This window comes from Stenotrophomonas sp. YJH_SMC_58 (genome assembly GCF_059369635.1).
Genome location: NZ_JCAFSW010000002.1, coordinates 15,800 through 31,700 on the forward strand (window position 1 = coordinate 15,800; position 15,901 = coordinate 31,700).

The following is a 15,901-nucleotide window of genomic DNA, read 5'->3' on the forward strand; positions in this document are numbered from 1 at the left end:
GCACGATGTCGGCCTGGCAGCAGCGACAGCAACTGCAGCAAGCGATCGCCCGCCAGCCCGACGACTTCGTCGCCTGGGTGATGCTGGCCGACGTGGAACTGGAAGCCGGCGACATCGCTGCCGGCGAACAGGCCGCGCGACGTGCGCTGCAGCTGCGCCCGAATCACCCCGAAGCGCTGGCACGGCTGGGCCGCGTGGCGTGGATGGCCGGTGCACATGGCGATGCGGCCAAGCTGCTCGGCCAGGCCTCGGCATTGGCACCGCAGCATCCCGGCATTGCGCTGTGGCTGGGCCATGCACTGGAAGATGCCGATGATGCCGAAGGCGCGTCGGCGGCCTATCGACGCGCGCATGGGCTGATGCCGGCCGAGCCGTACATCGCCGCCCAGCGCCTGGCCTGGCAGCGTCGCCTGTGCGATTGGCAGGACCTGGACACGCTGGCGGCACAGGTGCGCGCCGCCGTTGCCAGCGGCCAGGGCGTGGTCGAGCCGTTCGCCTTCCTCAGCGAGGACGCCAGCGCTGCCGAACAGTTGGCCTGCGCGCACACCCGTGCGCTGGCCGTGGCTGCCTCGGTGCGGCCATTGCCGCGGGCAACGGTGTGCCCGCACGGCCCGCTGCGCGTCGGCTTCCTCTCCAATGGGTTCGGCGCACATCCGACCGGATTGCTGACCGTGGCGCTGTTCGAGCAGCTGCGTCGCGACCCCGCACTGCAACTGCATCTGTTCGCGCTGAACCGCGACGACGGCAGCCGCATTCGCCAGCGCCTGCAGGCAGCCGCGCAGCTGCATGATGTGGCTGGCCTGCGACACACCGATACCGCCGCACGCATCCGCGCACAGGGCATCGACCTGCTGTTCGACCTGCGCGGCTGGGGCGGTGGCGGCACGCCGGAAGTGTTGGCGATGCGCCCTGCCCCGCTGCAATTGAACTGGCTGGCCTATCCGGGCACGTCGGGGGCGCCGTGGATGGACGCGGTGGTCGGCGATGCCTTCGCCCTGCCGCCGGCACTGGAGCCGTGCTACAGCGAACGCGTGCTGCGCCTGCCACGAGCCTTCCAGCCGTCAGACAATACGCGCGTGCTGGAGCCTGCGCCGACCCGTGCGGACTGCGGCCTGCCCGCGCAGGGCGTGGTGTTCTGCTGTTTCAACAACAGCTACAAGCTCAACCCGCGCAGCATGGGCCGTGCCTTCGCAGTGCTGCAGGCAGTGCCCGGCAGCGTACTGTGGCTGCTGTCCGGACCGGGCCAGGCCGACGCCCGCCTGCGCACTGCCGCGCAGGCTGCCGGCCTGGACGCGGCGCGCCTGGTGTTCATGGCCAAGCTGCCGCATCCGCAGTACCTGGCCCGTTACCCGCTGGCCGACCTGTTCCTCGACACGCATCCGTACAACGCGCACACCACCGCGTCCGACGCACTATGGGCCGGCTGCCCGGTGCTGACCTGCCCGGGTGACACCTTCGCCGCGCGCGTGGCCGGCAGCCTCAACCACCATCTGGGAATGGCACGGATGAATGTCGCCGACGATGCGGCGTTCATCACCACCGCCAGCACGCTGGGCAACGACCCTGCAGCACTGGCGGCGTTGCGCGCTGAACTGGCACAGGCGCGCGAGCGCAGCGGGCTGTTCGACATGGGCGGGTTTGCCCGCGATCTGTCGGCGTTGGTGCAGCAGCTGGCGCGCGAACACGGCTGGCTGGGAACAACCGAACCGACTGGGTAATGTCGGCTGGGTAACGTCCATTGGATGACGTCGACTGGGTAGAGTCGACTGCTGGTCGACTGCCCTCGGCAGGAAGCCGAAAACCCCGCGCTGCGCGCGATAGTCGACTGACCGTCGACTCTACCCGGCGTCGACATCGCCTGGGCAGCCCCTGCGCTACGCTCGGGCTTCCTCCCCGCGTGGTGTGACGATGGCCAAGCTCAAGCGCAAGGACTACGACGAACTGCTGCTGCCGCTGCAGCTGGAACTGACCGCCATGGCGCGCTGGGTGCAGCACAGCGGACAGCGCCTGCTGGTGCTGTTCGAAGGCCGTGATACCGCAGGTAAAGGCGGCGCGATCCAGGCCATCAGCCAGCACCTCAACCCGCGCCAGTGCCGGGTGGTCGCGCTGCCCAAGCCCACCGACCGCGAAGCCACGCAGTGGTACTTCCAGCGCTACGCCTCGCACTTGCCCGCCGCCGGCGAGATCGTGCTGATGGACCGCAGCTGGTACAACCGCGCAGGCGTCGAACGGGTGATGGGCTACTGCAGCGAGACCGAGTACCAGCAGTTCCTGCGCCAGGCGCCAGTGTTCGAAGAGCTGCTGGTGGACGACGGCATCCTGCTGTTCAAGTACTGGCTGTGCGTGGACCAGGAGCAGCAGGAGAAGCGCTTCGCCGAGCGCCATCTCGATCCGCTGAAGGGCTGGAAGCTCTCCCCGGTGGACCTGAAATCCCGCAGCAAGTACAGCGCCTACACCGAGGCGCGCGAGGCGATGCTGCGCGCGACCCATCGCGAGGCGGCACCGTGGACACTGGTGGATTTCAACGACCAGCGGCTCGGCCGGCTGACGCTGGTGCGCAACCTGCTGGACCGGCTGCCGGACACGCGCGTGGATGCGCCGTTGCCGGAGCTGCCGAAGCTGAAGGGCAAGCTGCATCGCGAGCACTACGATGTGCTGAAGCCGATCGAGGACTTCCCGGTCGAGGATTAGGGTGGGTCGGCAGGGCCTGCGGCCCTGCACCTGCAGGGGCCAGAGCAACGGCAACAGCAACAGCAACGGCGGGCTTCCTGAGGGATGGCGGGGCGGGTCCGGGTGCGGGGGGCGCTGCAAGTACGTCCATGTAAGCTCGGTCGCCGCATCCATGCGGCTCACGCCCCCGCACCCGGACCCACCCCGCCTTCGACAAATTTCCGCGATCTGTCGTTGATCCACACCATGCGTGGATGCTCTTCGAATTCAATTCGAAATATTCGACTTGTCTGGAGAATCATCCACGCATGGCGTGGATCTACCAGACATGAGGAATCTGTCAGAGGTGGGGCGATGTCGGAGTGCGGGGTGTCAGCCGCATGGATGCGGCTGCCAAGCTTACAGGGACGTACTTGCGGCGTCCCCGCACTCCGACACCGCCCCGCCACAACACGGAAATCGCACTTTGGCTGTTGCTGTTGCCGTTGCTTGAATGTTTCGGCGGGTGCAGGGCCGCAGGCCCTGCCGACCCACCCATTACTTGGCAGCAGCGATCTGCTTTTCGATGTCGGCGGCCGTCACCGGGCCGAGGAAGGTGTGCGCCAGCTTGCCCTGTGGATCCAGCAGGTGCGTCAGCGGCAGGCCGCGCGGCGTGGCGAAATCGGTCGGCGGATCGAACGGGTCCACGATCACGATCGGATAGGTGACCGGATGCTTGGTCAGGAACGACTGCATTTCCGGCACTTCGATGTCCTCGTAGGCCAGGCCGACCACTTCGATGTTGCTGCGCATCGCATGCAGCGCCGACAACTCCGGCATCTCCTTGCGGCAGGGGGCACACCAGGTCGCCCAGAAGTTCACCACCACCCACTTGCCGCGGTGCGCGGCCAGGTCGTAGTCGCTGCCATCCACCGCCTTCATCTTCAGCGTCGGGAACTCGGCGGTGGTGCGCTCGGCCGGGGTTTCCTCGACCGGCGCCGGTGCGGTCGGCGTCGGTGTCTGTGTCGGTGGCTGGCTGCTGGCGGGGGTCGGCTCCTGGGCCGGCTTGCAGGCCGACAGCGCCAGCAGCAGGGCCAGCGGGAGCAGCAACGGGGTCTTGCGGGTCATAGCATGTCTCCGGAATCGGTGTAGATATCACTGACCTTGCGCTTGAGGCGTTCGCGCAGGGGCAGCCGCAGATCGTCCAGTGCCGCCAGCGCAGCACGGCCCAGTGTGTCGTCGCGGTAGGGCAGATGCTGCTCGGCTACCGGGATGCGCAGCTGGGTGCATTCGTACAGATCGGCCAGGCTCACCTGGTCCAGGTCGCGCGAGAGCAGCCATTCGCCGCGTTCATCGCGGCGCAACAGGCCGATTTCCTGCAGGTTGCAGGCCAGGTCCTGCAGCAGCGAATCGGTCAGCATCGGCTCCAGCCGCAGGATTTCATCGTCGGCCAGGCCCTTCCCCTTGGCACGGGCGTGGTGGAAGCGGCCGAGCAGGCGCAGCAGGCCATAGAACTCGTAGCCCTGCGGCAGGCGCAGTTCCACCGGCTGGTAGCGGAAGGCCGCCATCGACGAAGACAACGACGCGCCCAGCAGCACCGCCACCCAGCACAGGTAGATCCACAGCAGCAGGATCGGCACGAAGGCCACCGTGCCATAGAGCTTCTGGTAGGACTGGAAGCTGCCCAGATACGCGCCGATGCCCCACTTCACCAGCTCCAGGATCACCGCGGCCAGAATGGCGCCAGGCACTGCATGCCGCCACTTCACCGTGTGGTGCGGCACCACCCGGAACATCAGCGTGATGCAGACGAACTCGATCAGGATCGGCGCCAGCCGCAGTGCCAGTTCGGCCAGCCAGCGGCCCTCCTGGGTGCCGAACAGCGGCATCGCGAACACCCGCGCCGACACCGCCAGCGAAGCGGCAGCGAGCATCGCGCCCAACGTCAGCACGGTCCAGTAGACCAGGAAGCGGGTCAGCTTGGGCCGGGTCGAACCGACCCGCCAGATCTGGTTGAAGGTCTCTTCAACGCTGTTGAGGGTGATCAGCAGCGATACCACCAGCGCGATGAAGCCAGCGGCGGTGAGCTGGCCGGCACTGGCCGAGAACTGCCGCAGGTAGCCCTCCGCCGCACGCGCGGCGTTGGGCACGAAGTTGGAGAAGACGTAATCGCTGAGCTGGTCGCTCCAGCGGTCGAAGACGGGGAAGGCCGACAGCACACCAAATACCACGATCGCCAGCGGCACCAGCGCGAACACCGTGGTGTAGGCCAGCGCCGCCGCTGCCTGGAACAGGCGGTCGTCGAGGAAGCGATGCCACAGGAAGCGGCCGAAACTGATGGCCCGTGCGCGATCCCGCGCGCGCTCCATCCACAGGTTGAGCGTATCCAAAGGTTCCATCGGTGGAAGGGTACCCGATGCGGAATGCTCGCAGGATAGCCATACTGGTGACCACACGACGAGGAGAAGCGGGCACGATGGGCGAGATTCTGGTGCTGTATTACAGCCGGGGCGGTTCGGTGGCACGGCTGGCGCGCCAGATCGCGCGGGGCATCGGCGAAGTGCCGGGCATGACCGCGCGCCTGCGCACGGTGCCGCCGGTGGCCGCGGTGACCCAGACCGCACAGCCGCCGGTGCCCGACGATGGCGCCCCCTACGTGAGCGTGCAGGACCTGGTCGAATGCCAGGGCCTGCTGCTCGGCAGCCCGACCCGCTTCGGCAACATGGCCGCCCCGGTGAAGCATTTCCTGGATGGGCTGGGCGCCGAATGGGTCAACGGCACCCTGTCGGGCAAGCCGGCCGGCGTGTTCACCTCCACCGCCTCGATGCACGGCGGGCAGGAATCGACCCTGCTGTCGATGCAGGTGCCGCTGCTGCACCATGGCTGCGTGATCGTGGGCATCCCGTTCACCGAACCGGCGTTGAGCCACACCACCAGCGGCGGCACGCCCTATGGCGCCAGCCACGTGGCCGGTGCCGCCGACGATCCGCAGCCGACCGACGACGAGGCCGTGCTGGCCCGCGCGCTGGGCCGCCGGGTGGCCGACATCGCGCAGCGGTTGGCCCGATGAGCCGCCCGCCGCGCACGGTCCTGCTGCTGGCCCTGATGGGGCTGGCCGCGCTGTTCGCCGGCTGGTTCATCAATGACAAGCACTGGCTGGCCACCCAGCTGGTGTTCACCGCGCCGCCGCTGGCGCTGGCCTTTGCGCTGCGTCTGGGCTGGCGCAAGGCCGGGTTCTGGGCCTCGGTGCTGGCGCTGGGCTGGTTCAGCCACGGCGTGATGAGCGCCTGGAGCCACCCGGAAACACGCTGGCTGGCGCTGATCGAAGTCGCCCTGGCCCTGCTGGTGATCTTCAGCGCCAGCCTGCCGGGGCTGCGCGCCCGCTTCGGCAAGCGACGCTGACGCTGCGCCCGCCGGGCCGTATCATCTGTGTTCCTGGCCCCGCGCCGCTGTACCTGTCCTGGTTTCGCGCATGCACATGATGGAAGAGCTCCTGGTCGTCACCACCGGTGGCACGATCGACAAGATCTACTTCGACGACAAGTCGGACTACCAGATCGGCGACCCCCAGATCGGCATGATCCTGCGCGAGCTGGGCGTGACGTTCCGCTTCAACGTGATTCCGATCCTGCGCAAGGATTCGCTGCACATCAACGATGAAGACCGCGAACTGATCCGCGCCACCATCGCCGCGCAGCCGACCCGCCACGTGCTGGTGACCCACGGCACCGACTCGATGGTGCAGACAGGCAAGGTGCTGGCGACGATCCCGGACAAGACCATCGTGATGACCGGCGCGCTCAGCCCGGCGCGGTTCCGTGGGTCGGATGCGGAGTTCAACATCGGCTGCGCGATCGGTGCGGTGCAGTCGCTGCCGAGCGGCGTATACATCGCCATGAACGGTCGTATCTTCGATCCGCAGCACGTGCGCAAGAACGTGGCCGCGAACCGCTTCGAGTCTGTCTGAGGAACAGCGTGCCGACCAAGGTCGGCACCCACCAAAGCGCTGCCCTTGCAAGGCCGGTGCCTACCCAAGAGAAAACGCCCCGGCCTGAGCCGGGGCGTGCCCATGGAGAGGGGCTTGGGCTCAGTACTGGGCGTTGAGGGTCAGGCCCGAGAAGGTGCTGTAGGCCTTCACCCGCACATACCAGGTGCCGGCGGCAGGACTGTTGATGGTGCAGGTCTCGCTGTTGCCGCTCAGGTACGGCCGGCAGGTGTAGGTGGTATCGGTCGGGGCACTGCCCTGGCGCACATACAGGTCGGCATCACCGCTGCCGCCACTGATCGCGACGCGCAGCTGGGTGCTGCCGGCCGGAACAGCCACGGTGTAGTTCAGCTCGGCACCGGTCGCAGCGCCCAGGCCGGTCACCGGCACGTTGTTCTGCAGCACGTTGCCACCCGGGTTCGGGTTGCCGCCACCGTTGATCGCCGCGGCCACGGCGGCATTGGCGTCGATGATGCCGGCGCCGCAACCACCCGAGCAGGCGCCCGGCAGCGGACGTGCCGTGCTCTTGATGATGCTCTCGACCTGCGCCGGGCTCAGCGGGCTCGGAGCGACGGACTGCATCAGCGCGACCACGCCGGCCACGTGCGGCGCTGCCATCGAGGTGCCATTGTACGACGCGTAGGTCGCGCTGCCCGGCGTGGTGGTGCCGGTGTTGAGGGTGGACAGGATGCTCTGGCCCGGTGCCGAGATGTCGATGCCGGTACCGTAGTTGGAGAAGCTGGCACGTGCACCGGCCGAGGTGGTCGCCGCCACCGCGATCACGTTCGGGCAGTTGGCCGGCACCGACGAGGACACGTTGGTGTTGCTGTTGCCGGCGGCGACCACCACGGTGGTGCCACGGCCGACCGCGCCGTTGATCGCGTTCTGGTAGGTGGTCGAGCAGCTGCCACCGCCGCCCAGCGAGAGGTTGATGACTTCGGCCGGATTGGCGTTGGCCGGTACGCCGCTGACGGTGCCACCGGACGCCCACACGATCGCATCGGCGATGTCGGAGGTGTAGCCGCCGCACTTGCCGAGCACGCGCACCGGCACGACCTTGGCATTGAACGCGGTACCTGCCACGCCGGTACTGTTGTTGGTCACCGCCGCCACGGTGCCGGCAACGTGGGTGCCGTGCCAGCTGGAGTTGGAGGCCGGGATGCCCGCGCCACACTCGTTGGCGCCGTACCAGTCGCCTTCGTCGTTCGGATTGTTGTCGCGGCCGCCGCCATCACGCGCCATCGCGGCGTCGCTGATGAAGTCGTAGCCGGGCAGGATGTTGGCGTTGAGATCGGCGTGGTTGGTGATGCCGGTATCGATCACGGCCACCACCACGCCGGTGCCGGTGGCCTTGTCCCAGGCCGGCCGGATGTTGATGCCGGCATTTGAGGTGCCGAAGCCCCATTGCTCGCTGAAGCGGGTGTCGTTCGGGGTCAGCGTCGCGCGCATGATCTGGTCGACTTCGACGTATTCCACGTTCGGGTCGGCGGCCAGCTTGCGCATCAGCAGTTCGGATTCGGCCTGGTCGAGCGGACGGTCGGTCTTGACCAGGGTCGGGCCGACGGCCAGCTTGCGGACCTGCTGCAGGCCCAGCGCGCGGCCCTGGCTGCTGGCCAGGCCGGCAGCGGCCGTCTTCAGCGACGAAGCCAGTGCAGTAGTGTTGGCCACGGCGGCGCTGCCGTCGCGGTACTTGACGATGAAGCGCTGGTGCGTCGGCGCGGACTGCAGGCCGCTGAGCTGGACATCACCGGCCAGCGCAGGCGTGGCCAGCAGCAGCGATGACAGAACGGACGCACCAAGGACCACCCACACTCGACGCACACGCGGTTGCGTTACCTGGGACATCGTATTTCCCTTTCTTGTGGTGTGAATGCCGGAATCGGCAGAAGCACCGGCCCGAACCCTGGGCTGGCTTGCATTGGCGAGGTTCGAAGTCCGGTGAGTCAGCGGATCCCCCTAACGATCCGCCGTGCACATGACGCTAATGGCCGAAACCGGACACCACAAGATTTTCAGCGTCTTTTCAGCAAGATGAAATGTTCGTTCTGAGACTTTTTGGGTCGAGGGTTTGTGAAGGTGAAGGAACTTTCTCGTGTCCTGCACAGACCTGACTGGGTCGTCACGTGTCCTGGAATGACTTTGCCGACATCGGCGTCCACCGATCCGGGGTCAGATCCCTTTTTCACGCGGAAAGGGATCTGACTCCTTGGCCCGAAACGCAGAAAGCCCGTCGCGGGGACGGGCTTTCCAGAAGCGCAGCCGGGCGCGGGCCCGGCTCTACGATTCGATGTGGCCGATCAGCCCAGCTTGACCAGCCAGTTGTGGCGGTCCGGCAGGCGGCCGTACTGGATATCGGTCAGTTCCTTGCGCAGCGACATGGTCACTTCGCCGGCCGGCGCGTTGATGTCGCCCACCGAGAAGCCCTCGCCCTTCAGCTGGCCGATCGGGGTCACCACCGCCGCGGTGCCGCAGGCGAACACTTCGCTGATCGCGCCGGAGGCCACGCCGTCCTTCCACTCGTCGATGCTGACCTTGCGCTCCTCCACCTTCATGCCACGGTCGCGGGCCAGCTGCAGGATGCTCTCGCGGGTGATGCCCTCGAGGATGCTGCCCGACAGTTCCGGGGTCACCAGGGTGCCGTCCTTGTAGACCAGGAACACGTTCATGCCACCCAGTTCTTCCAGGTACTTGCCTTCGACCGGGTCGAGGAACAGCACCTGCGAGCAGCCCTGTGCCTGCGCCTTCTGCTGCGGCAACAGCGACGCTGCGTAGTTGCCACCGCACTTGGCGGCACCGGTGCCGCCCTTCGCCGCACGCGCGTATTCGGTGGACAGCCAGATCGACACCGGGGCAACGCCCTTGGCGAAGTACGGGCCGGCCGGGCTGGCGATGACGTAGTAGCCGGCCTTGTGCGCACCGCGCACGCCGAGGAAGGCTTCGTCGCCGATCATGAACGGGCGGAAGTACAGGCTGGACTCATCGGCCGACGGCACCCAGTCACTGTCGACCGCGATCAGCTGCTTCAGCGATTCGACGAAGATCTCCACCGGCAGTTCCGGCAGCGCCAGGCGCTGCGCCGAACGCTGCAGGCGACGGCCGTTGGCATCCGGACGGAAAGTCCAGATCGAACCATCGGCATGGCGGTAGGCCTTGATGCCTTCGAAGATTTCCTGGCCGTAGTGCAGCACGGCCGCGGCCGGATCCAGCTGCAACGGGCCGTAGGCACGCACGTTGGCGTTGTGCCAGCCGGCATCCTTGTCCCAGCGCACTTCCACCATGTGATCGGTGAAGTGCAGGCCGAAGCCCGGCTTCTCCAGGATCTGGGCGCGCTCTTCAGCGCTGCGCGGGTGGTCCGAACGGGTAACGGCGAAGCTGGGGATGGACTGGGACACCGGAGGATTCCTGTTCTGGTTGCGGGTAGTGCCGGGCCCGCGTCACTGCGGGCCCTGGGTCAAAGCATGCCGGTCTCGAGCCGGGCCGCCTCGGACATCATGTGCTGGTTCCACGGCGGGTCGAACACCAGGTCGACGTCGGCCTCGGCCACCGTCGGGATCATTTCAAGCTTGCTGCGCACGTCGTCGACCAGGATGTCGCCCATCCCACAGCCCGGTGCGGTCAGGGTCATCTTCACGTCGATCTCGCGCTGGCCTTCGTCCAGGTGCTTGATCTCGACCTCGTAGACCAGGCCCAGTTCGACGATGTTCACCGGAATTTCCGGGTCGAAGCAGGTGCGCAGCTGCTGCCACACCAGCTGTTCCACCTGTTCATCAGTGGCGTCGGCCGGCAGTTCCAGCGGTGCCGGTGCCTCCTTGCCGATGGCGTCGCCGTCCTTGCCGGCGATGCGGAACAGGTTGCCCTCGACGAACACCGAATAACTGCCGCCCAGCGCCTGGGTGATGTACCCATAGCTGCCGGCGGGCAGGGTCACGGTATCGCCCTGCGGGACCATCACGGCCTCGCAATCGCGCTCGAAGTGGACAGGTTCGCTGCTACGGGAATACATGGGGACCGATATGGGGCCGTGGCCGGGGCCACGCAAGACGGCATTCTAGCCCAGCCGCTCCGGCACCGCCGGTGCACCGCCGCAAACCACAGTATCCTGTGGGTGATCTTCAGGGAGCTTCGATGTCCTCCAATGCCGCGCGTGCCAGGACCGTGACCTGGCTCTGGCCCATCATGCTGTTGCTGGGCCTGGTTGTTGCTCCCCTTGCCTGGATGGTGCTGGCGCTGATGACCGGCCGGCAGGTCGGCTGGATGGCGGTACTGACCGCCCTGGAACTGGTGTTCATGCTGCGCATGGGTACGCTCGGCCCGGGCCTGCTGCGCATCGTGCTGGTCGTGGTGGGCACCCTGCTGGTGGCCGCCGTGGCCAACTGGGCCATCGCCAGCGCCTGGATGGGCGGCTCGATCGGGCTGGACCTGTGGGACGCCACGATGCGGATGGGCCCGCACCTGGCCTGGACCCTGATCACCCTGGCCAATGGCGCGGTGGAGTGGCTGTGGCTGGCGCTGGGCCTGGCCGTGGGCGCCTGGCTGGCGCGCTGAGCGCGCCGGTTGCCACGCCCGCCGGGGACATGCAGGTAGATCCACGCATGCGTGGATGGGATGGTAGTGCCGGCCGCTGGCCGGCAGAAGCGTGCGGACCAAGGTCCGCACCTACCCGATGCAGCGGCCACGGGTGGATTCGGTAGTGCCGGCCGCTGGCCGGCAAACGCGTGCGGACCAGGGCCCGCACCTACCCGATGTAGCCGCCACGCGTGGATGCGGTAGTGCCGGCCGCTGGCCGGCAAAGGGGTCAGAGCCCAGTCCTGCGGAAAGGGATCCGACCCCGGTCCTCAATGCCCGCCGTCGAGCGCCTTCAACTCGCTGACCAGCGAGGCTGCCGCTTCGGCACCGTCGCCATACAGCATGCGGGTGTTGTCGGCGTAGAACAGCGCATTCTCGATGCCCGCGAAGCCCGTGCCCTTGCCGCGCTTGATCACCACCACGTTGCGCGCATTGACCACGTCCAGCACAGGCATGCCGTAGATCGGGCTGGCCGGATCGGTTCGTGCGACCGGATTGACCACGTCGTTGGCGCCGATCACCAGCACCACGTCGGTGTTGGCGAACTCCGGGTTGATGTCGTCCATGTCCGCGATCAGGTCGTAGGGCACGCCCGCTTCGGCCAGCAGCACGTTCATGTGCCCCGGCATGCGCCCCGCCACCGGGTGGATCGCGAACTTCACCTTGACCCCGCGCTGGCCCAGCCGCTGCGCCAGTTCCCATATCTTGTGCTGCGCCTGCGCCACGGCCATGCCGTAGCCGGGCACGATCACCACGCGCTCGGCGAAGGCCATCATCGCGGCGACGTCAGCCGCTTCGATCGGCTTCTGCGAGCCGCTGATCGCCTGCGCTTCGCCACCAGCACCACCGCCGAAGTTGGAGAACAGCACGTTGCGGATCGGCCGGTTCATCGCCTTGGCCATCAGCCGGGTCAGCAGGATGCCCGCCGCGCCGACCATCATGCCGGCGATGATCAATGCTTCGTTGCCCAGCACGTAACCTTCGAACGACACCGCCAGGCCGGTGAACGCGTTGTACAGCGAGATCACCACCGGCATGTCGGCGCCACCGATCGGCAGCGTCATCAGCACGCCCAGCGCCAGCGCAAGTACGAAGAAGGCAACGATCGCCCAGGTGCTGAGCGTGCTGGCGGCGATGATCGCCAGTACCACCACCGCCAGCGCCACGAGCAGGTTCATCACCTGCTGGCCCGGCCAGGTCACGCGCTTGTCCAGGCGTCCATCCAGCTTGGCCCAGGCGATCACCGAGCCGGACAGCGACACCGCGCCGATCGCTGCGCCGACCACCGCCAGCAGCAGCACCGTGCCCGACGGCTGGCGCGCGGCCAGATCGGCCAGCGCCTGTGCGCTCCAGTGGCGGGTATCGCGGTTGGCAAGGAAGGCGTAGCGCAGCAGCTCCACCGCGCCGATCGCCGCCGCCGATCCACCGCCCATGCCGTTGTACAGCGCCACCATCTGCGGCATGTCGGTGATGGCAACCTTGCCGGCCGACCACCAGGCCAGGCCCGCGCCGAGCAGCAGCGCCACCAGGATCAGCGGCACGTTGTGCAGTTCGGGAAGCAAGAAAGTGGCCGCCGTGGCCAGCAGCATGCCCAGCCCGGCCCAGCGGATGCCGCTGCGCGCGGTCAGTGGCGAGGCCATGCGCTGCAGGCCCAGCAGGAACAGCGTGGCGGCGACGAGGTAGCTGGCCTTGACCAGCCAGTCGAGCAGTTCGACGGTGCTGATGTTCAAGCCTGCGGCTCCTTCGGCTCGTCCTTGCCGGCCTTGGGCGCGCTCGGCTTGAACATTTCCAGCATGCGCGCGGTGACCACGTAGCCACCGGCGGCATTGCCGGCACCCAGCACCACGGCGAGGAAGCCCAGGGCCTTCTCCAACGGTGTCTGTGCGTGCCCCAGCACCACCATCGCGCCGATCAGCACGATGCCGTGGATGAAATTGGAGCCCGACATCAGCGGGGTATGCAGGATTACCGGCACCCGCGAAATGATCACGTGGCCGGCGATGGCGGCCAGCATGAAGATGTACAGCGCTACGAACCCGTCACTCACTGGCAACGCTCCCGCTCTGTCTTCGTCGGCCCATCATAACCATGGGCTGAACCCGGCGTGCACCCGGCGTCAACCGAAGCGGCGCTCACGCGTTGTCGATGGTGACCCCGAGCGAGGAACCGTACCCTGTGCTGGTGAGCAGCCCCGTCCCCCCGAGCGCCGAGACCGATGCCCTGCCGGCATCGCTGGAAGCGTTCCTGGCCAGTGTTGGCCCGCGTGCGTTCCGCTTCGCCGAGGCCGGCCTGCGCCAGCGCGAAGACGCCATGGACGCGGTGCAGGACGCGCTGCTGCGCATGCTGGACTACGCCGACAAGCCGGCAGCCGAATGGGCGCCGCTGTTCTGGAGCATCCTGCGCCGGCGCGTGATCGACGTGCGGCGCCGGCGCCGCTTCCGCCTGCCGTTCTGGCGCGACAACCAGGACGCGGAAGGCGGCGAGATCGACTGGGCCGATCCCGGCCCGGACCCGGCACAGGCGCACGAACAGCGCCAGCAGTACCAGCAGCTGGTGGACGCGTTGCGCCGCCTGCCCGCCCGCCAGCGCGAGGCCTTCACCCTGCGCGTGCTGCAGGACCTGGACGGGGCCACCACCGCCCGCGCCATGGGCTGCAGCGAAGGCGCGGTAAAAACCCATCTGGCACGCGCCCGGCAGGCGCTGCAGGACTACCTGGAGATCCACCCGTGAACCGCTCCCTGCCTTCCGATGACACCCTGCGCAGCCTGCACGCGCAGTCGCTGCACGCGCTGTCGCCGGCCACACTGGCACGCCTGCGCCAGGCCCGACACGGCGCCAGCGCGACCCGGCACGGGCGCCTGCGCTGGTGGCTGGCCAGCGCCTGTTCACTGGTGGTGGCGCTGGGTATCGGCCTGCAGCTCACTGGCCATGGCACGCTGACGGGCCCCGCGCCGGCACCTGTGCTGGCCTCGGTGGAAGACAACAGCGCGCTCTACGACGAAAATCCCGATCTGTACCTGTGGCTGGGCGATACCGACCTGGCGATGGAGTGAATGATGTCCCGACTGCACGCCCTGCCCCTGCTGATGACCCTGTTGCTGCTGCCGGCCCTCCCGGCACTGGCGCAGAGCGCCGCGCCCGCCCCTGCCGCACGCCCCGCGCCGGCCGCACCGCTGCCTGCCTGGGAACAGTTGAGCGAAGCGCAGCGGGAATCGCTGCTGGCGCCACTGCGCGACCGCTGGAACAGCGCCGATGCCGGCCAGCGCCAGCGCATGCTCTCGCATGGCCGGCGCTGGCAGACGATGAGCCCGGAGGAGCGCGACAAGGCCCGCCGTGGCCTGCGCCGCTTCGAGCACATGAGCCCGGAACAGCGTGAGCAGGCCCGGGCCCTGTTCGGCCAGATGCGGGAACTGCCGCCCGCGCAGCGCGACGCACTGCGCGAGCGCTGGTCGCAGATGACGCCGGAACAACGCAAGGACTGGGTGCGCGACAACCCGCCGCCGGCGAAGCCGCGCTGAAACGCCGCGGGGAACGGGGTCAGAGCCCTTTGCTGAGGCAAAGGGATCCGCCCCCTGGCAGATTCCGGGATCTGACCCCATTTCGTTCGTTCACGCCTGCCAGCGTGTCTTCGCCAGCAGCTCGTCGTCCCAGTCGAACGCCAGCTGCCCCTCGCGCACGAACAGCGCGACGAAGTTGAGCAGGTTGCGCGCATACATCTCGCTGGCCTGGGTCGCGCCCCGGCTGGCCAGGCCCAGCGGGCCGTCGATGGTCACGCCCTGATGCTCGATGCACTGCCCCGGTTGGGTCAGTGCGCAGTTGCCGCCGCTCTCGGCGGCCAGGTCCACGATCACGCTGCCGGTGGCCATGCCCTCCACCATCGCGGCAGTCACGATCGTCGGCGCCGGGCGCCCCGGTACCGCCGCGGTGCAGATCACCACATCCACGTTGCGCAGGTGGTCGGCCAGGCGGCGCTGCTGCTCGGCACGCTCTTCATCGGTCAACGCGCGCGCGTACCCGCCTTCGCCCGCCGCGCTCACCCCCAGGTCGAGGAAGCGCGCGCCCAGCGACTGGATCTGCTCGCGGGTTTCCGGACGCACGTCGAAACCTTCCACCTGTGCACCGAGACGCCGGGCAGTGGCAATGGCCTGCAGCCCTGCCACGCCGGCACCGATCACCAGCACCTTGGCCGGACGCACGGTGCCGGCAGCGGTGGTCAACATCGGGAAGAAACGTGGTGCGCGTTCGGCGGCGATCAGCGCGGCCTTGTAACCGGCCATGCCGGCCTGCGAACTGAGCACGTCCATCGCCTGCGCACGGGTGGTGCGCGGCAGCTGCTGCAGCGGGAACAGGTGCAGGCGGTCATCGGCAGCCAGTGCCGCCAGGCCCGGATCACTGGCCGGGGTCAACAGGCCAACCACGGTGGCACCCGGCTTGAGCTGTTCCAGTACCGCCGCCGGCGGCGGCTGCACGCACAACAGGATGTCGATTTCGGCCCAGCGCCCGGCGTCGAATGCGCGGGCACCGGCATCGTCATAGGCTGCATCGGTGAAACCTGCGGCCAGACCGGCACCGGCCTCGTACCAGACGGTAATGCCGAGGGCGCCGAGCTTGCGCGCGGTTTCCGGCGTCAGCGCCACGCGCCGTTCGCCCGGCGCGGTCTCCTTGATCCCCAGCAACGCCACGGCCATGCAGGTCCCCGCT

General features: G+C 68.0%; 17 protein-coding genes. 9 read left to right on the forward strand and 8 right to left on the reverse strand.

Features of this window, described 5'->3' with window-relative positions:
• Nucleotides 1–5: 5 nt before the first annotated feature.
• Nucleotides 6–1,718: an O-linked N-acetylglucosamine transferase, SPINDLY family protein gene (locus AC5P68_RS02575; protein WP_231522194.1), complete on the forward strand. Its 1,713-nt coding sequence runs from the start codon at nt 6–8 to the stop codon at nt 1,716–1,718.
• A gap of 190 nt (nt 1,719–1,908) precedes the next feature.
• Complete coding sequence (ppk2, locus tag AC5P68_RS02580; protein ID WP_033833057.1) at nt 1,909–2,691, forward strand: polyphosphate kinase 2; 783 nt, start codon at nt 1,909–1,911, stop codon at nt 2,689–2,691.
• Nucleotides 2,692–3,207: 516 nt separating this feature from the next.
• Here the strand turns inward: ppk2 and AC5P68_RS02585 are convergent.
• Both AC5P68_RS02585 and AC5P68_RS02590 read right to left on the reverse strand, forming a co-directional pair.
• Nucleotides 3,208–3,777, reverse strand: coding sequence for a TlpA family protein disulfide reductase (locus tag AC5P68_RS02585; protein ID WP_111188655.1), 570 nt, complete (start codon nt 3,775–3,777; stop codon nt 3,208–3,210).
• Entirely contained in the window at nt 3,774–5,048 is a 1,275-nt protein-coding gene (locus AC5P68_RS02590; protein WP_111188656.1) for a YihY family inner membrane protein, read from the reverse strand. Before AC5P68_RS02590 ends, AC5P68_RS02585 begins: the two co-directional genes overlap by 4 nt.
• A gap of 77 nt (nt 5,049–5,125) precedes the next feature.
• Here AC5P68_RS02590 and wrbA point away from each other — a divergent pair, with 77 nt between their 5' ends.
• From wrbA to AC5P68_RS02605, 3 genes are all read left to right on the forward strand, one after another.
• Nucleotides 5,126–5,719: an NAD(P)H:quinone oxidoreductase gene (gene wrbA / locus AC5P68_RS02595; RefSeq protein WP_012510135.1), complete on the forward strand. Its 594-nt coding sequence runs from the start codon at nt 5,126–5,128 to the stop codon at nt 5,717–5,719.
• Nucleotides 5,716–6,051 carry a DUF2069 domain-containing protein gene (locus AC5P68_RS02600; protein ID WP_111188657.1) on the forward strand — a complete coding sequence of 112 codons (336 nt, stop codon included), beginning with the start codon at nt 5,716–5,718 and terminating at the stop codon, nt 6,049–6,051. Before wrbA ends, AC5P68_RS02600 begins: the two co-directional genes overlap by 4 nt.
• Nucleotides 6,052–6,130: 79 nt before the next feature.
• Entirely contained in the window at nt 6,131–6,616 is a 486-nt protein-coding gene (locus AC5P68_RS02605) for an asparaginase domain-containing protein (RefSeq protein ID WP_010481766.1), read from the forward strand.
• Nucleotides 6,617–6,736: 120 nt separating this feature from the next.
• Here AC5P68_RS02605 and AC5P68_RS02610 read toward each other — a convergent pair whose 3' ends face one another.
• From AC5P68_RS02610 to sufT, 3 genes are all read right to left on the reverse strand, one after another.
• Nucleotides 6,737–8,479: a S8 family peptidase gene (locus tag AC5P68_RS02610; RefSeq protein WP_049402837.1), complete on the reverse strand. Its 1,743-nt coding sequence runs from the start codon at nt 8,477–8,479 to the stop codon at nt 6,737–6,739.
• Nucleotides 8,480–8,931: 452 nt separating this feature from the next.
• Entirely contained in the window at nt 8,932–10,026 is a 1,095-nt protein-coding gene (locus tag AC5P68_RS02615; RefSeq protein ID WP_061480117.1) for a branched-chain amino acid aminotransferase, read from the reverse strand.
• 59 nt (nt 10,027–10,085) lie between these two features.
• A complete protein-coding gene (gene sufT, locus AC5P68_RS02620; RefSeq protein WP_012479222.1) occupies nt 10,086–10,637 on the reverse strand; it encodes a putative Fe-S cluster assembly protein SufT in 552 nt (183 codons plus the stop codon).
• Nucleotides 10,638–10,759: 122 nt separating this feature from the next.
• On the opposite strand from sufT, the gene AC5P68_RS02625 reads away from it, so the two are divergent.
• A complete protein-coding gene (locus AC5P68_RS02625; protein WP_059033210.1) occupies nt 10,760–11,179 on the forward strand; it encodes a hypothetical protein in 420 nt (139 codons plus the stop codon).
• A 290-nt stretch (nt 11,180–11,469) separates the two neighbouring features.
• Here the strand turns inward: AC5P68_RS02625 and AC5P68_RS02630 are convergent, their stop codons facing one another.
• Together AC5P68_RS02630 and AC5P68_RS02635 are read right to left on the reverse strand one after the other, a co-directional pair.
• Nucleotides 11,470–12,930: an NAD(P)(+) transhydrogenase (Re/Si-specific) subunit beta gene (locus AC5P68_RS02630; protein ID WP_033834161.1), complete on the reverse strand. Its 1,461-nt coding sequence runs from the start codon at nt 12,928–12,930 to the stop codon at nt 11,470–11,472.
• Nucleotides 12,927–13,247, reverse strand: coding sequence for an NAD(P) transhydrogenase subunit alpha part 2 (locus tag AC5P68_RS02635; protein ID WP_033834162.1), 321 nt, complete (start codon nt 13,245–13,247; stop codon nt 12,927–12,929). Before AC5P68_RS02635 ends, AC5P68_RS02630 begins: the two co-directional genes overlap by 4 nt.
• 98 nt (nt 13,248–13,345) lie before the next feature.
• Here AC5P68_RS02635 and AC5P68_RS02640 point away from each other — a divergent pair, with 98 nt between their 5' ends.
• Genes AC5P68_RS02640 through AC5P68_RS02650 form a run of 3 tightly spaced genes read left to right on the forward strand, consistent with a single transcriptional unit; the run spans nt 13,346 to nt 14,718 of the window.
• Nucleotides 13,346–13,930 (forward strand): RNA polymerase sigma factor, encoded by a 585-nt coding sequence (locus tag AC5P68_RS02640; RefSeq protein ID WP_231522193.1) that lies wholly within the window; start codon nt 13,346–13,348, stop codon nt 13,928–13,930.
• The gene (locus tag AC5P68_RS02645) at nt 13,927–14,253 is read left to right on the forward strand and encodes a hypothetical protein (protein ID WP_033834163.1); all 327 of its coding nucleotides are present in this window, start codon (nt 13,927–13,929) and stop codon (nt 14,251–14,253) included. Before AC5P68_RS02640 ends, AC5P68_RS02645 begins: the two co-directional genes overlap by 4 nt.
• A 3-nt stretch (nt 14,254–14,256) precedes the next feature.
• On the forward strand, nt 14,257–14,718 hold the full coding sequence (locus tag AC5P68_RS02650; protein WP_231522192.1) for a DUF3106 domain-containing protein: 462 nt from the start codon (nt 14,257–14,259) through the stop codon (nt 14,716–14,718).
• 90 nt (nt 14,719–14,808) lie between these two features.
• On the opposite strand, the gene AC5P68_RS02655 is transcribed toward AC5P68_RS02650, so the two are convergent.
• Complete coding sequence (locus AC5P68_RS02655) at nt 14,809–15,888, reverse strand: NAD(P) transhydrogenase subunit alpha (protein WP_231522191.1); 1,080 nt, start codon at nt 15,886–15,888, stop codon at nt 14,809–14,811.
• Nucleotides 15,889–15,901 lie beyond the last annotated feature (13 nt).

Excerpts from the sequence above, each read along its gene's own strand:
- AC5P68_RS02575 (WP_231522194.1), top strand. The coding sequence starts at position 6 with ATGTCGGCCTGGCAGCAGCGACAGCAACTGCAGCAAGCGATCGCCCGC.
- ppk2 (WP_033833057.1), top strand. The coding sequence starts at position 1,909 with ATGGCCAAGCTCAAGCGCAAGGACTACGACGAACTGCTGCTGCCGCTG.
- AC5P68_RS02585 (WP_111188655.1), bottom strand. The coding sequence starts at position 3,777 with ATGACCCGCAAGACCCCGTTGCTGCTCCCGCTGGCCCTGCTGCTGGCG.
- AC5P68_RS02590 (WP_111188656.1), bottom strand. The coding sequence starts at position 5,048 with ATGGAACCTTTGGATACGCTCAACCTGTGGATGGAGCGCGCGCGGGAT.
- wrbA (WP_012510135.1), top strand. The coding sequence starts at position 5,126 with ATGGGCGAGATTCTGGTGCTGTATTACAGCCGGGGCGGTTCGGTGGCA.
- AC5P68_RS02600 (WP_111188657.1), top strand. The coding sequence starts at position 5,716 with ATGAGCCGCCCGCCGCGCACGGTCCTGCTGCTGGCCCTGATGGGGCTG.
- AC5P68_RS02605 (WP_010481766.1), top strand. The coding sequence starts at position 6,131 with ATGGAAGAGCTCCTGGTCGTCACCACCGGTGGCACGATCGACAAGATC.
- AC5P68_RS02610 (WP_049402837.1), bottom strand. The coding sequence starts at position 8,479 with ATGTCCCAGGTAACGCAACCGCGTGTGCGTCGAGTGTGGGTGGTCCTT.
- sufT (WP_012479222.1), bottom strand. The coding sequence starts at position 10,637 with ATGTATTCCCGTAGCAGCGAACCTGTCCACTTCGAGCGCGATTGCGAG.
- AC5P68_RS02625 (WP_059033210.1), top strand. The coding sequence starts at position 10,760 with ATGTCCTCCAATGCCGCGCGTGCCAGGACCGTGACCTGGCTCTGGCCC.
- AC5P68_RS02640 (WP_231522193.1), top strand. The coding sequence starts at position 13,346 with ATGGTGACCCCGAGCGAGGAACCGTACCCTGTGCTGGTGAGCAGCCCC.
- AC5P68_RS02650 (WP_231522192.1), top strand. The coding sequence starts at position 14,257 with ATGTCCCGACTGCACGCCCTGCCCCTGCTGATGACCCTGTTGCTGCTG.
- AC5P68_RS02655 (WP_231522191.1), bottom strand. The coding sequence starts at position 15,888 with ATGGCCGTGGCGTTGCTGGGGATCAAGGAGACCGCGCCGGGCGAACGG.